Here is a 12929-nt window from a genome sequence, read left to right on the forward strand (position 1 = left end):
AGCGACCCAGATGACCAACGAATCGATCCTGTCGGTGCTCGACACCAACGATAGCCGTCGCGCCGATCGCCGCGACTTCCTGCGCAGTGCCGGCAGCGTGTCGGCCGTGGTGGCCGGCGCGTCGCTGCTCGCCGCATGTGGCGGCAACAACGGCAACCCTGCGCCGACGCCGACGCCCACCCCGACCGCTTCGGGATCGGCCACGCCGACGCCGACCGCCAGTCCGCTGACCGATGCCGATATTCTGAACTTCGCGTTGAACCTTGCCTATATCGAGGCCCAATATTTCAGCGTCGTCACGACCGGTGCTGGCCTGTCGGCGGACCTTTTGACCGGAACCGGTACTGCCGGAACCGCCAGCGGCGGGCGTCAGCGGACTTTCGCCGATCCGGTGTTCGGGCAGTTCGCCCGCGAACTCGCCGCCGACACCCGTGCTCATGTGTCGCTGCTGCGCGGCGTCATCGGCGCGACGGTCGTCGCCCAGCCGGCGATCGACCTCGGCGTCACCGCGACCAGCGCCTTCTCGAACCTCGCCCGCGCGGCGCAGCTCATCACCGGCACGTCGGCCAGCTACGACGTCTATGCCAGCGACGAACAGGTGATGCTCGGCGCGTTCGTCTTCGCCGATGTCGCGGTCACCGCCTATCGCGGGATCGCCGGCGCGGTGACCGGCGCGGCGTTCGTCGACGCCGTCGCCGGGATGGTCGCGGCGAAATCCTATCATGCCGGCCTGATCCGTGCCGCGCTGTACCGCAAGGGCATTGCCACCGCCTCGATCATCGACGCGACCGAGGCATTGTCGAACGCGCGCGACAGCCTCGACGGGGTCACCGACATCGATCAGGGCGTGAAGCCGGTCAACAACGCGTCGAACATCGTGCCCACCGACGGCAGCGGCCTGCCCTTCGCCCGGTCGCCGGCACAGGTTCTCAACATCCATTATCTGAACCGTGCGTCGGTCAGCGCCGGCGGGTTCTTCCCGGCGGGCGTCAACGGCGCACTGAAGACCAGCAACCCCGGCTAAATCCGGCATCGGGAGCGTATCGCATGGCCCCTCCGACCGGCGCCGACGCTCCCGACCGGCGTCCCAGCCTGCCGGGATCGTTCCGTACGATCCCGGTACCCGCGGGTGCGGGGCAGTTCTGGCGCAAGCTCGGGGCCTTTGCCGGGCCGGGCTATCTGGTCGCGGTCGGCTATATGGACCCGGGCAACTGGGCCACCGACATCGCCGGCGGGTCGGCATTCGGCTATACGCTGTTGTCGGTCATCCTGCTGTCCAACATCATGGCGATGGTGTTGCAGTCGCTGTCGGCCAAGCTCGGCATCGTCACCGGCCTCGACCTCGCCCAGGCGTGCCGCGAATATTACCCCGCTCCGATCCGCTGGGTGCTGTGGCTGTTGTGCGAACTGGCGATCATCGCCTGTGACCTGGCGGAGGTGATCGGTACGGCCATCGCCCTGCAACTTCTGTTCGGCATTCCGCTGGTATGGGGCGTGTGCATCACCGCGGTCGACGTGATGCTGATCCTGCTGCTCCAGCAATATGGGTTCAGGAAGCTGGAGGCGTTCATCGTCGCGCTGCTGCTGGTCATCGCCGGCTGTTTCGCCGTCGAGCTGTTCCTCGCGCAGCCCTCGTTGGCCGCCATTGCCGGCGGCCTGATACCGACGACCGAAATCGTCACCAATCCCGCGATGCTGTACCTCGCCATCGGCATCCTCGGCGCGACGGTGATGCCGCACAACCTCTATCTCCATTCCTCCATCGTCCAGACCCGCAGCTTCGAGCGCACGCCGGAGGGCCGTCGCGAGGCGGTGAAGCTGGCGACGATCGACAGTTCGGTCGCGCTGATGCTGGCGCTGTTCATCAACGGGTCGATCCTGATCCTCGCCGCCGCGACCTTCCACACTGCCGGGCGGACCGATGTCGCGGAGATCCAGGATGCCTATCAGCTGCTGACCCCGATGCTGGGCGCGGGCGCGGCAAGCATCCTGTTCGCCGTCGCGCTGCTCGCCTCGGGACAGAATTCGACGATCACCGGAACGCTCGCCGGGCAGATCGTGATGGAGGGGTTCCTGAACATCCGCCTGCCCGCATGGTTGCGACGGATCGTCACCCGCCTGCTCGCCATCATCCCCGCCGTCGTCGTCGCCAGCCTGTATGGCGAGAGCGGTACCGCGCAGCTGCTGATCGGCAGTCAGGTGGTGTTGAGCCTGCAATTGCCCTTCGCCGTCTATCCGCTGGTCCGCTTCACCGGGGACCGGAGCAAGATGGGCGACTTCGCGAACCGTCCGGTCCTCGCCATCGCGGCATGGGCGATCTGCGCCGCGGTGAGCGTCTTGAACGCGGTTCTGCTATATCAGGTGGTAACCGGATAAAGCCGCTCGATCAATCGGACCGAATTGATCGTATTTTCCGGCTTGCCACCCATCGGACCACAACATATTGCGGCCCCGTTCTTGGGGAGTAGCTACCCGCTGTGATGCGGGGTCATCGTCAACAGGATCGCACCGTCCGGTGCGTGGCGATGACAGCAGGATCTTTCCTGCCAGGCGAGACCAACGACCTGCATGTCACGCTTCGTGGCCACGGACATGCGCGTCGTTCGGTATCTGGCCCAAAGGTTCCTATCATGCCCGGCATCCTGACCCTTGGCGCGCTCGGCGCCAGCCTGTCCGTCGACGCCTTTGCCGCCGCGCTCGGCAAGGGCGCGACCGAGCGGCGCAGCGGACTGTCCGACGCGCTGAAGGTCGGCATCGTCTTCGGCTTCTTCGAAGCAGTGACGCCCGCGATCGGCTGGCTGCTCGGCTTCCTGCTCAACGACTGGATCGCCAGCTACGATCACTGGGTCGCCTTCGGCCTGTTGCTGGCGGTCGGCGGCTATATGCTGCGTGAGGCGATCCGGGGCGACGCCGCCGAAGGCTCTCCAGAGGAAGCCGATGCGAAGCCCAGCTATCTCCGCCTCGCCGCGACCGCGATCGCCACCAGCATCGATGCGGCGGCGGTCGGCATCTCGCTGGCGCTGATGGACGTCAACATCTGGGTCGCGTGCCTCGTCATCGGCGGCACCACCACCTTGATGGCCACGATCGGGGTGATGGTCGGCAAGCATATCGGCCCGTATCTCGGCCGCTATGCCGGCATTCTCGGCGGGCTGGTGCTGATCGCGATCGGCGGATCGATCCTGGCGCAGCACCTGTCGGCCTGACCACTGGACAGCGAACATGGTTGCGCTATGAAACTCATATGGCGCTACCATCCTTGTTCGACAGGCTGACGATCCCGGTCATCGGGTCGCCGCTGTTCATCATCTCCGGTCCCGATCTGGTGATCGCGCAGTGCAAGGCGGGTATCGTCGGCTCCTTCCCCGCACTGAACGCGCGGCCGCAGGCGCAGCTCGACGAATGGCTCCACCGCATCACCGAGGAGCTGGCCGCGCACGACCGCGCCCATCCCGACCGACCGTCGGCCCCGTTCGCGGTCAACCAGATCGTGCATCGCTCGAACGACCGGCTGGAGGCTGACCTCGCGACCTGCGCCAAGTGGAAGGTGCCGATCGTCATCACTTCGCTCGGCGCGCGCGAGGATTTGAACACCGCCGTCCATGGCTGGGGCGGGATCACGCTGCACGACGTGATCGACGACCGGTTCGCGCACAAGGCGGTCGAGAAGGGCGCGGACGGCCTGATCCTCGTCTGCACCGGTGCCGGCGGCCATGCCGGGCGCCTCAATCCCTTCGCCTTCACCCAGGAAGTGCGCCAGTGGTTCGACGGCCCGCTCGCCCTGTCGGGCGCGATCGCCAATGGCGGCGCGGTGCTGGCAGCGCAGGCGGCGGGCGCGGACCTTGCCTATGTCGGCTCGCCGTTCATCGCCACGACGGAGGCCAATGCCGTCGCCGCCTACAAACAGGCGGTGGTCGACGGTCGCGCAGGCGACATCGTCTACAGCAACCTGTTCACCGGGGTGCATGGCAATTACCTGCGCGCGTCGATCGTCGCCGCCGGGCTAGACCCCGATGCACTGCCAGATAGCGACGCCTCGGCGATGAACTTCGGATCGGGCGCGAAGGCGTGGAAGGACATTTGGGGCGCGGGACAGGGGATCGGCGCGGTCGAGGCCGTCGTTCCCGCGGCCGACCGGATCGCGCGGATGGCCGCGGAATATCACGCCACCCGCGATCGGCTGTTAAAGTAACGGCCGGCCGGACGGCCGATGGCGGCGTCCGGTTACAGCTGCATCGTCAGGCGTTCGAACATCGCCCGGGCGGGGCTGGCCGGCGGCGGGCTGGTCTTTGCCCGTTCGATCCGCTCGGCACGGCGGTACAGGTCGATGCTGGAGCGGACCAGCGCCTGCGTGCCCGCCGGCATCGTATCCAACACCTCATCCTCCGTCACCGGTGCCGGGGCCAGCGCCCGCAACGGATCGTCGTCGAGCGCGGCTGGCATCTCGCCCGCATCGATCGCACGCTGGGTCAGCAACCACGCGATGACATGCATCAGTCGGGTCGTGATCTTGAGCGATTCGCACGACAGCACCACGCGCGCCATCGGGTCGAGCAGTGCGCGCTCCGCCTGCCCCGAATCGTTGAAATAGGCGCGCGCCTCGTCGGCCAGCACCATCGCCTCGACATGAAGCGAGTCGATCAGTCGGCGACGAACATCCGCCCGATGCCCGGAAGATTCCATGGCTTAAGGATGCCATGCCGGCCGGGAGACCGACAAGAGGCCGAATATGCGGGCAGCGTCCCTGTTCGCGACGCTTTGCCCGACCGCAGGCGGTTTCAGGCGATGATGTCGGGGATCAACTGGTCCTCGATCACGGCGATTTCATCGCGCAGACGCAGTTTGCGGCGCTTCAGTCGCGCCAGCTGCAACTGATCGACCTGCGTTGCCGTCGCCAGAGCGGTGATCGCATCGTCGAGGTCGCGATGCTCGATCCGCAGCAGCCCCAGACGCTGTTCAAGGTCCGATTCGTCCATCGCCGGCCATTCTCGCTAGGTCGCTTGCCGCTGGCAACGGCCCGTCGCCTATTTTCGCACGTCGTGTCGAAAATGACCGAACGGGCATGGCGACAATCGGCGACGCGTGTGTTCTATTCACTCCCCCAACAGCCAAGCAGGAGGATGCAACGATGCAGTCTGCCCACCTCAACGCACTCGAAGCGAAACATGCGACGCTCGATCGTCAGATCGCCGCAGAGACCCAGCGCCCCTCCCCCGACCAGGCGCTGCTGTCCTCGCTCAAGAAGCGCAAGCTGATGGTGAAACAGGAAATTACCGCGCTGTGACGTGACCTTCCGCGCGGGGCCGGTCCGGCTCCGCGCTTCGTCGCGCGATCAATCTTCGCGCGACACCTTTTCCTGCCGTTCGTGGCGGCTTTGCGCCTCGACCGTCATCGTGGCGATCGGCCGCGCTTCCAGCCGACCGAGCGCGATCGGCTCGCCGGTGACTTCGCAATAGCCATATTCGCCATCGTCGATCCGGCGCAGCGCCGCCTCGATCTTGGCGATCAGCTTGCGCTGGCGGTCGCGGGTACGAAGTTCGATCGAAAAGTCGGTTTCGCTCGACGCGCGGTCGGTAAGATCCGCTTCCCGCAGCGATTCGTTCTGCAGGTGCGCCAGCGTATCCTGCGCCTCGCGGTGGATCGCATCCTTCCATGCCAGCAGCTTCGCCCGGAAATAGGCCTGCTGGCGGGGGTTCATGAACGGCTCGTCCGCATGGGGACGATATCCGGTGCCGTCGTCCATCGCCGGCGGCGGTGGCATGTCGAGAGATTGTTTCGTGTCGCTCAAAACCGTGGCCATCCCCATGTCTCCGGCTGGGGGCGTCCCGCTACGAATACCCGCAGGGTCGCCCTCTCTAGTCCCGCGCGCCTATATCGACCGGGGGACCGCTCCACAAGCGCCGCGGCACGCCGCCCGGCACGCCCGACCGGCAGAAGAGTTCCAAGGCGATGCCTTATGGACACACGTCCCTTTACGGCACGTTAACCGTACGCGAAGTGCTGGCGTAAATTGCGTTTCACAAATATGACCCCCGCTATTGGGATCATCACGGCGTGAGATTTACGCTTTCTTTCGCGTTGGTGATGCAAGACGATCCGGCAGGGCATCCGAGGATGCATCGGCCGGATCTTTTGGGAAGAGTGGTGCGGAATGTCGGTGAAGATGGCATTGGCAAAGCTGTGCGCATGTGCCTGCGGCGGTGCCGTAATCGGCGGTGGCGCGGTCCATGTCGCTGAATCGTCGCAGAACCGCGTCATTACCAAGCGCGCGATCACCAAGCGCACCATCACCAAGCGGGTGGCCGCCCGCCCGGCCCCGAAACGCATCGTCAAGCGGGTCGTGACCCGGAGCAAGACGGTCTGCGCGCCGACGGTCGTGACCGTCGCCAGCCAGGCCGATCCCGTACCCCTGCCCCCCGCCTTCGCCAGCGCGGACATGCCGCAGATGGCCGGCGGCGGATTCGGCCCCGGTCCGGTGATCGTCGGCGGGACCGGCGGTGGCGGCATCGGCGGCGGGTTCTTTGCTGGCGGCTTCTTCGGTGGTGGCGGGTCGGGCGGCGGGTCTAGCGGGATCGTCGTCTCTTCGACCTCCAGCACCAGCGGCTCGACCTCGACATCGGCGGGCGGCTCGTCGACCAGCACCGGCGGCGTGTCGAGCACCAGCAGCACGTCGTCCGCATCGGGCGGCAGCAGCGGCAACGTCTCCAGCTCGTCCAGCGGCAACGTGTCGACGTCCACCTCGTCCAGCGGCAACGTCTCCACCTCGACCTCGTCGAGCGGCAACGTGTCTACGTCGACATCGACCTCTTCGAGCGGCAACGTATCGACCAGCACGTCGTCGGCGTCTTCGGCCTCGACCAGTGCTTCGACGTCCTCGGCGAGCAGCTCGTCCACCTCGTCGTCGTCCAATGGCGACAACCCTCCGGGTCCTCCGGGACCGCCGACGCCGGTTCCCGCGCCGCCGATGCTGCTGTTGTTCGGCGGTGCTGCGGCAGCACTGGTCCTCCGCAAGCGATTTGCGCGCAAGGCGAGCAGCGAAACCGCCTGATCGTATTTCCCGGACAGCAAAACGGGCCGCGTGGAAACCTCCACGCGGCCCGTTTTTCGTTCAGGCGTTGGCGAGCAGCTTCTCGATCTGATCAACCGGATGACCGGTCAGGTCCTTGTCGAGTTCACCGGCCAGCTTGTCGCTGACCGCCTTGTGATAATGCTTGCGCATCTCGCCCAGCGTCTTGGGCGGCGCGACGATGATGAGCGATTCGAACTCGTTGGCCAGCGCGCGCTTGCGCAGCAGGTCGGCCGCTTCGGCCGCGAAACGGTCCTCCGCCTGCTGGTGGAAATCCACCTCACCCATCGTGCCGCCGGTGGTCGACGATGCCTGCCCGGCCGCATCGGTCTTCTGGTGGCGATCCGCCGGGTTGGCCTGCAGCTTCTGATCCTCGACGATCAGGTTCGGGTTTTCCGCATCGCCTTCGTTGCGGAAGAACAGCATCTTGCGGCCATCCGCGACCAAAATGCAGGCGTCATGAGGAATCCGCATCGTCCATCTCCTTGGCTGTGTGGGTCGATGAACGCGCCATCGGGCGCGCCGGTTGCGGCTTGCATGGCTTCGCGTGCCTCGCCATAGCCCGGCCATGCACGATATCCGCCTGATCCGCGACGATCCCGCCGCCTTCGACGCCGCCCTCGCCCGCCGTAGCCTCGACCCGCGCTCGGCGGAGATCGTAGCACTCGACGAACGCCGGCGCGCGCTGCTGACCGAGGTGCAGGTGGCACAGGCCCGTCGCAACGAAGCATCGAAAGCGATCGGCGCGGCCAAGGCCAAGCGGGACGAGGAAACCGCCACCGCGCTGATGGCCGAAGTCGCCGCGATCAAGGAGCGGATGCCCGCGATCGAGGTCGAGGAAGCGCAGCTGGGCGAGGAACTGAACGGCGTTCTGGCATCGATCCCCAACCTGCCCCTGGCCGATGTGCCACAGGGCGCGGGCGAGGACGAGAATGTCGTCGAAAAGACGGTAGGCGACCCGACCGCCTTCGGCTTCGACGCGCAAGAACATGACGCGATCGGTCCGGCGATCGGCCTCGATTTCGAAACCGGGGTCAAATTGTCGGGCGCGCGCTTCACACTGGTGCGCGGGGCGGCAGCGAAGCTGCACCGGGCGCTCGGCCAGTTCATGCTCGACACGCTGACCGGCATCCATGGCTATGAAGAGGTCGTGCCGCCGTTGCTGGTGCGCGGCGATGCGCTCTATGGCACGGGGCAGTTGCCCAAGTTCGCCGAGGACCTGTTCAAAACGACCGGCGATCACTGGCTGATCCCGACTGCCGAGGTTTCGCTGACCAACATCGTCGCGGGCGAGATTCTCGCCGAACGCGAACTGCCGCTGCGATTCACCGCACTCACCATGTGCTTCCGGTCCGAAGCCGGTGCCGCCGGACGCGACACGCGCGGCTTCATCCGGCAGCACCAGTTCGAAAAGGCGGAGATGGTGTCCATCACCACCCCGGACCAGTCGGACGCGGAGCATGAACGCATGACTCAGGCGGCAGAGGATATCCTGAACCGCCTCGTCCTGCCGTTCCGCCGGATGAAGCTGTGCACCGGCGACATGGGCTTTTCAGCGGCACGCACCTACGACCTCGAAGTATGGCTGCCGGGGCAGCAGCGCTATCGCGAGATTTCTAGCTGCTCGACCTGCACCGATTTCCAGGCTCGCCGGATGAACGCGCGCTACCGGCCGGAGGGGGAGAAGGCGACGCGCTTCGTCCATACCCTGAACGGATCGGGGCTGGCGGTCGGGCGTACACTGGTCGCGGTGCTGGAAAATTACCAGCAGGCCGATGGATCGGTCGTCGTGCCCGATGTGCTGCGCCGCTATGTCGGGCAGGACGTGCTGACGCCCGCCGGCTGACGGCTTTGCCATCACGCGCGCGATGGTTAAGATCGCGGTCGGGATGGGACGCAAGGGGGCGGCAATGGGGTTGAGACTGCGGGGCGCGCTGGCGATGTTCGTCCTGGGCGGGGCCGGCGGGTGCATCCCCGCCTCGCCCGGCTATGATCCGCTTCCCCCCGCGCCGCCGGTCGCCGCGCCGGATACGCCAGCTGCGACCAAGCCGCAGGGCGATGGCGTCACCGCACTCCCCTCCCCGCCGCCGGCATGGGAGGCACGGCGCGTCGTCGCCAACGCCCGCACCATCCCGGAGGGCAGCTACGTCGTCCGCCCCGGCGACACGTTGCGTGGCATCGCCAATACGACCGGCGCGGGATCGGAAGCGATCGCGCGCGCCAATTTGCTGCCCGCACCCTTCACCATCCGCACCGGACAGCGGCTGACCATTCCCGGCGGGCGCTATCATACGGTGCATGAAGGCGAGACCGGGATCGCCATCGCCCGTGCCTATGGCGTCGACTGGTCGCGGATCGTGACCGCCAACGGCTTGAACGAACCCTATATTCTGCGCACCGGACAGCGAATCCTGATCCCCGGCGACGCGATGCCGCGTTCGGCGGCCGAGCGAGCCGCCGCCTTCCGCCTCGATATCGACGACATTCTGACCGGCGGTGAACCCGCCATCAAGCCCAACGAAAAGCCGGCCGTCGCGGTCACGTCACCGCGCCGCGTGCTGCCCTCCACCGCCGCCGTCACGGCCCCCACGACGACGCCCGGCACCTTCGCATGGCCGGTCGACGGCCGTCTCTACAAACGCTTCGGCGCGGGCGCGAGCGGAGAGCGCAACGACGGCATCAAGATCGCGGTGCCGATGGACACCCCGATCGGCGCAGCGGCGGACGGCACCGTGGCCTATGTCGGCAGCGGCGTGCCGGGCCTGGGCGGCGTGGTCATCGTCCGCCATGGTGGCGGCCTCACCACCGTCTACGGCCATGCCAGCCAGCTGCTGGTCCAGCGGGGGCAGGCGGTGAAGAAGGGGCAGAAGATCGCGCTATCGGGCGATTCGGGCTTCGCCGACCGGCCGATGGTGCATTTTGAAATGCGTTCGGGCCGCACGCCGGTCGATCCGCTGACCCGGTTGCCGCGCCGGTGACGGCGCCCGGCCGGCGCGCGATCCTGCGCCAGTCCTCGGCGCTGCCGGTCTGGGCCTCGATCCTGTGGCGGGTCGTCGCGGTGCTGGGGCTGGTCGGAATCGCCATCGGCGTCCACTGGTTCGATCGCGAAGGGCTGCGCGACAATTATGACGGGTCGGTCAGCTTCATCGACGTCATCTATTTCACGATGATCTCGATCACGACCACCGGCTATGGCGATATCGCGCCGGTGACCGAACGCGCGCGACTTTTCGACGCGTTGATCGTTTCGCCGATCCGGGTGTTCGTCGTGTTGCTGTTCATCGGCACGACCTATCAATTTGTGCTGCGACGCAGCTGGGAGCGTTGGCGCATGGCGCTGTTGCAGGAAAAGCTGACCGGCCATATCGTCGTCGCCGGCTTCGGCAAGACGGGGTCGGAGGCGGTCGACGAACTGATCGCGCGGGGCGAGGATGCCCGCCGCATCGTCGTGATCGATCCGGTCGCCGCCAATATCGACGCCGCGCAGAAGCTCGGCTGCATCGTGCTGCAGGCCGATGCGACCCGCGACGCGACGCTGAACGACGTCTGCGTGCCACGCGCCCGGGCGCTGATCGTCGCCACGGGACGCGACGATACCTCGATCCTGGTGACGCTGACCGCCCGCCACCTCGCGCCGAACCTGACGATCAGCGTGATCGTGAAGGCGGAGGACAATGAATTCCCCGCCCGCGCCGCCGGGGCGACGACGGTCATCAATCCGGTCAGCTTTGCCGGACTGCTGCTCGCCGGGTCGTGCAAGGGACCGCATATCGCCGATTACCTGCTCGATCTCGCCTCGATCGGCGGCCCGGTGGCGCTGGCCGAACGCCCCGTCGCCCCCGAAGAGGTCGGCCGCCCGCTGTCGTCGATCACGACCGGCCTCGGCCTGCGGGTCTATCGCGGCGACGGCAAGCTGCGGTTCGACAGTCCCGAAGTCCAAGCCCTCCAGAGCGGCGACATGATCGTCGAAGTGGTGACCCGATAATGCCCGATGCAGCACGCCTGTGGCCGATCCTGATGTTGGTCGCGTCCAACATCTTCATGACCTTCGCCTGGTACGGCCATCTGAAGCACAAGGGCGCGCCCCTGTTTTTCGTGATCGTCATCAGCTGGGGCATCGCCTTCTTCGAATATTGCCTTGCCGTTCCCGCCAACCGGATCGGGTCGCAGGTCTATTCGGCGGCGCAGTTGAAGGGGATGCAGGAGGTCATCACCCTGACCGTCTTCGCCATCTTCTCGGTCGCGTATCTGGGGCAGAAGATCACGGTCAACCACATGATCGGCTTCACGCTGATCGCCGGGGGGGCGTTCTTCCTGTTCCGGCAATAGGTTCCGCTGCCCCTATCATTTTTCGCCCAAATCGCTATGTGGCGGGCGATCATGGCAACTCGTCTTCCCTCGCCCCCCCGTGTCGGGATGGTTTCGCTCGGCTGTCCCAAGAACCTGGTCGACAGCGAACGCATCCTGACCAAGCTGCGCAGCGACGGCTATCAGATGTCGCCCGACTACGCCGGAGCGGACGTCGTGCTGGTCAACACCTGCGGCTTCCTCGATTCGGCCAAGGAAGAGTCGCTGGAGGCGATCGGCGAGGCGATTGCCGAGAATGGCCGCGTCATCGTCACCGGCTGCATGGGGCAGGAGGCGGAGACGATCCGCGCCCGCTTCCCGCAGGTCCTCGCCGTCACCGGCGCGCATCAATATGAGCAGGTCGTGGAAGCGGTGCACGAGGCCGCGCCGCCGATCCCCTCGCCCTTTGTCGACCTGGTGCCCGAAAGCGGGCTGAAGTTGACGCCGCGCCATTACAGCTATCTCAAGATTTCGGAGGGCTGCAACCACCGCTGTTCCTTCTGCATCATCCCGTCGATCCGCGGCGACCTGGTCAGCCGCCGGCCCGACGCGATCCTACGCGAGGCGGAAAAGCTGGTCGCGGCGGGTACGAAGGAACTGCTGGTCATCAGCCAGGACACCTCCGCCTACGGCATCGACATCCGCCGCGAGCCGCGCGCGTGGAAGGGGCGCGAGGTCGTGCCGCACATGACCGACCTAGCGCGTGAACTCGGGACAATCGCGCCCTGGGTCCGGCTGCACTATGTCTATCCCTACCCCCATGTCGACAGCGTCATCCCGCTGATGGCCGAGGGGCTGGTACTGCCCTATCTCGACATTCCGTTCCAGCACGCCTCCCCCAATGTCCTGAAGGCGATGAAGCGCCCGGCCAACGATGCGAAGGTGCTCGAGCGCCTGCGCGGCTGGCGCGAAATCTGCCCGGACATCGCGATCCGCTCGTCCTTCGTCGTCGGTTTTCCCGGGGAAACCGAGGCGGACTTCCAGTATCTGCTCGACTGGCTGGACGAGGCGCAGCTCGACCGTGTCGGCGCCTTCCGCTTCGAACCCGTCGAGGGTGCCGCCGCCAATGCCCTGCCCGATCCGGTGCCGGAAGCGGTCAAGGAAGAACGCTACGCGCGGATCATGGAAAAGACCGCCGCGATTTCCGCCGCGAAGCTTGCCGCGAAGATCGGCCGTACCATCGACGTCATCATCGACGAAGTCGGCGACGAGGGCGGCGCGACCGGCCGCAGCACCGCCGACGCGCCCGGCATCGATGGCGAGGTGTTCCTGCGCGACGCGGGCCATCTGGCACAGGGCGATATCGTCAAGGTCGAGGTCGAGGACGCTGACGAACACGACCTGTACGGTGTTCCGGTAGCGTAAAAGCTCCTCCCCGCTCGCGGGGAGGGGGACCGCCGCGAAGCGGTGGTGGAGGGGGGTGTCCTCCTCCACCACGGTTACGTTGCGCGGAAAACCCCCACCACCAGCCTGCGGCTGGTCCCCCTCCCCATAAATGGGGAGGATCGGCTTGCGC

General features: G+C 66.5%; 15 protein-coding genes. 10 read left to right on the forward strand and 5 right to left on the reverse strand.

What is annotated here, in order from left to right:
- The first annotated feature begins 10 nt into the window (after positions 1–10).
- The 4 genes from MF609_RS06320 to MF609_RS06335 all read left to right on the forward strand — a co-directional run bounded on the left by MF609_RS06320 (position 11) and on the right by MF609_RS06335 (position 4192).
- On the forward strand, positions 11–1024 hold the full coding sequence (locus MF609_RS06320) for a ferritin-like domain-containing protein (protein ID WP_242415442.1): 1014 nt from the start codon (positions 11–13) through the stop codon (positions 1022–1024).
- A gap of 23 nt (positions 1025–1047) precedes the next feature.
- Entirely contained in the window at positions 1048–2376 is a 1329-nt protein-coding gene (locus MF609_RS06325) for an Nramp family divalent metal transporter (RefSeq protein WP_242415443.1), read from the forward strand.
- A 254-nt stretch (positions 2377–2630) separates the two neighbouring features.
- The gene (locus MF609_RS06330) at positions 2631–3206 is read left to right on the forward strand and encodes a manganese efflux pump MntP (protein WP_242415444.1); all 576 of its coding nucleotides are present in this window, start codon (positions 2631–2633) and stop codon (positions 3204–3206) included.
- A 38-nt stretch (positions 3207–3244) separates the two neighbouring features.
- On the forward strand, positions 3245–4192 hold the full coding sequence (locus MF609_RS06335; protein WP_242415445.1) for an NAD(P)H-dependent flavin oxidoreductase: 948 nt from the start codon (positions 3245–3247) through the stop codon (positions 4190–4192).
- Positions 4193–4224: 32 nt separating this feature from the next.
- Here the strand turns inward: MF609_RS06335 and MF609_RS06340 are convergent, their stop codons facing one another.
- Both MF609_RS06340 and MF609_RS06345 read right to left on the reverse strand, forming a co-directional pair.
- Complete coding sequence (locus tag MF609_RS06340) at positions 4225–4683, reverse strand: DUF1465 family protein (protein ID WP_242415446.1); 459 nt, start codon at positions 4681–4683, stop codon at positions 4225–4227.
- A gap of 95 nt (positions 4684–4778) precedes the next feature.
- Positions 4779–4976 carry a YdcH family protein gene (locus MF609_RS06345; RefSeq protein WP_242415447.1) on the reverse strand — a complete coding sequence of 66 codons (198 nt, stop codon included), beginning with the start codon at positions 4974–4976 and terminating at the stop codon, positions 4779–4781.
- A gap of 152 nt (positions 4977–5128) precedes the next feature.
- Between MF609_RS06345 and MF609_RS06350 the strand changes: the two genes are divergently transcribed.
- Positions 5129–5284 carry a YdcH family protein gene (locus MF609_RS06350; RefSeq protein WP_242415448.1) on the forward strand — a complete coding sequence of 52 codons (156 nt, stop codon included), beginning with the start codon at positions 5129–5131 and terminating at the stop codon, positions 5282–5284.
- A gap of 48 nt (positions 5285–5332) precedes the next feature.
- Here the strand turns inward: MF609_RS06350 and dksA are convergent, their stop codons facing one another.
- From dksA to MF609_RS06365, 3 genes are all read right to left on the reverse strand, one after another.
- Positions 5333–5800, reverse strand: a complete 468-nt coding sequence (gene dksA / locus MF609_RS06355) for an RNA polymerase-binding protein DksA (RefSeq protein ID WP_242415449.1) — start codon at positions 5798–5800, stop codon at positions 5333–5335.
- 182 nt (positions 5801–5982) lie between these two features.
- Positions 5983–7092 (reverse strand): hypothetical protein, encoded by a 1110-nt coding sequence (locus tag MF609_RS06360; protein ID WP_242415450.1) that lies wholly within the window; start codon positions 7090–7092, stop codon positions 5983–5985.
- 16 nt (positions 7093–7108) lie between these two features.
- Complete coding sequence (locus MF609_RS06365; RefSeq protein WP_242415451.1) at positions 7109–7540, reverse strand: host attachment family protein; 432 nt, start codon at positions 7538–7540, stop codon at positions 7109–7111.
- A 94-nt stretch (positions 7541–7634) separates the two neighbouring features.
- Between MF609_RS06365 and serS the strand changes: the two genes are divergently transcribed.
- From serS to rimO, 5 genes are read left to right on the forward strand one after another with little or no spacing between them, the layout of a single operon-like run.
- On the forward strand, positions 7635–8912 hold the full coding sequence (gene serS, locus MF609_RS06370) for a serine--tRNA ligase (protein ID WP_242415452.1): 1278 nt from the start codon (positions 7635–7637) through the stop codon (positions 8910–8912).
- 22 nt (positions 8913–8934) lie between these two features.
- Positions 8935–10044 (forward strand): M23 family metallopeptidase, encoded by a 1110-nt coding sequence (locus MF609_RS06375; protein ID WP_242415453.1) that lies wholly within the window; start codon positions 8935–8937, stop codon positions 10042–10044.
- Positions 10041–11051 (forward strand): potassium channel family protein, encoded by a 1011-nt coding sequence (locus MF609_RS06380; protein WP_242415454.1) that lies wholly within the window; start codon positions 10041–10043, stop codon positions 11049–11051. Before MF609_RS06375 ends, MF609_RS06380 begins: the two co-directional genes overlap by 4 nt.
- On the forward strand, positions 11051–11395 hold the full coding sequence (locus MF609_RS06385; protein WP_242415455.1) for a DMT family protein: 345 nt from the start codon (positions 11051–11053) through the stop codon (positions 11393–11395). Before MF609_RS06380 ends, MF609_RS06385 begins: the two co-directional genes overlap by 1 nt.
- Positions 11396–11446: 51 nt before the next feature.
- Positions 11447–12778 carry a 30S ribosomal protein S12 methylthiotransferase RimO gene (gene rimO, locus MF609_RS06390; RefSeq protein WP_242415456.1) on the forward strand — a complete coding sequence of 444 codons (1332 nt, stop codon included), beginning with the start codon at positions 11447–11449 and terminating at the stop codon, positions 12776–12778.
- Positions 12779–12929 lie beyond the last annotated feature (151 nt).

The organism is Sphingomonas panni, assembly GCF_022664435.1.
Classification (GTDB): domain Bacteria; phylum Pseudomonadota; class Alphaproteobacteria; order Sphingomonadales; family Sphingomonadaceae; genus Sphingomonas; species Sphingomonas panni.

Excerpts from the sequence above, each read along its gene's own strand:
- MF609_RS06320 (WP_242415442.1), top strand. The coding sequence starts at position 11 with ATGACCAACGAATCGATCCTGTCGGTGCTCGACACCAACGATAGCCGT.
- MF609_RS06335 (WP_242415445.1), top strand. The coding sequence starts at position 3,245 with ATGGCGCTACCATCCTTGTTCGACAGGCTGACGATCCCGGTCATCGGG.
- MF609_RS06345 (WP_242415447.1), bottom strand. The coding sequence starts at position 4,976 with ATGGACGAATCGGACCTTGAACAGCGTCTGGGGCTGCTGCGGATCGAG.
- MF609_RS06375 (WP_242415453.1), top strand. The coding sequence starts at position 8,935 with ATGGTTAAGATCGCGGTCGGGATGGGACGCAAGGGGGCGGCAATGGGG.
- MF609_RS06340 (WP_242415446.1), bottom strand. The coding sequence starts at position 4,683 with ATGGAATCTTCCGGGCATCGGGCGGATGTTCGTCGCCGACTGATCGAC.
- MF609_RS06330 (WP_242415444.1), top strand. The coding sequence starts at position 2,631 with ATGCCCGGCATCCTGACCCTTGGCGCGCTCGGCGCCAGCCTGTCCGTC.
- MF609_RS06350 (WP_242415448.1), top strand. The coding sequence starts at position 5,129 with ATGCAGTCTGCCCACCTCAACGCACTCGAAGCGAAACATGCGACGCTC.
- MF609_RS06365 (WP_242415451.1), bottom strand. The coding sequence starts at position 7,540 with ATGCGGATTCCTCATGACGCCTGCATTTTGGTCGCGGATGGCCGCAAG.
- rimO (WP_242415456.1), top strand. The coding sequence starts at position 11,447 with ATGGCAACTCGTCTTCCCTCGCCCCCCCGTGTCGGGATGGTTTCGCTC.
- MF609_RS06385 (WP_242415455.1), top strand. The coding sequence starts at position 11,051 with ATGCCCGATGCAGCACGCCTGTGGCCGATCCTGATGTTGGTCGCGTCC.
- MF609_RS06325 (WP_242415443.1), top strand. The coding sequence starts at position 1,048 with ATGGCCCCTCCGACCGGCGCCGACGCTCCCGACCGGCGTCCCAGCCTG.
- serS (WP_242415452.1), top strand. The coding sequence starts at position 7,635 with ATGCACGATATCCGCCTGATCCGCGACGATCCCGCCGCCTTCGACGCC.
- dksA (WP_242415449.1), bottom strand. The coding sequence starts at position 5,800 with ATGGCCACGGTTTTGAGCGACACGAAACAATCTCTCGACATGCCACCG.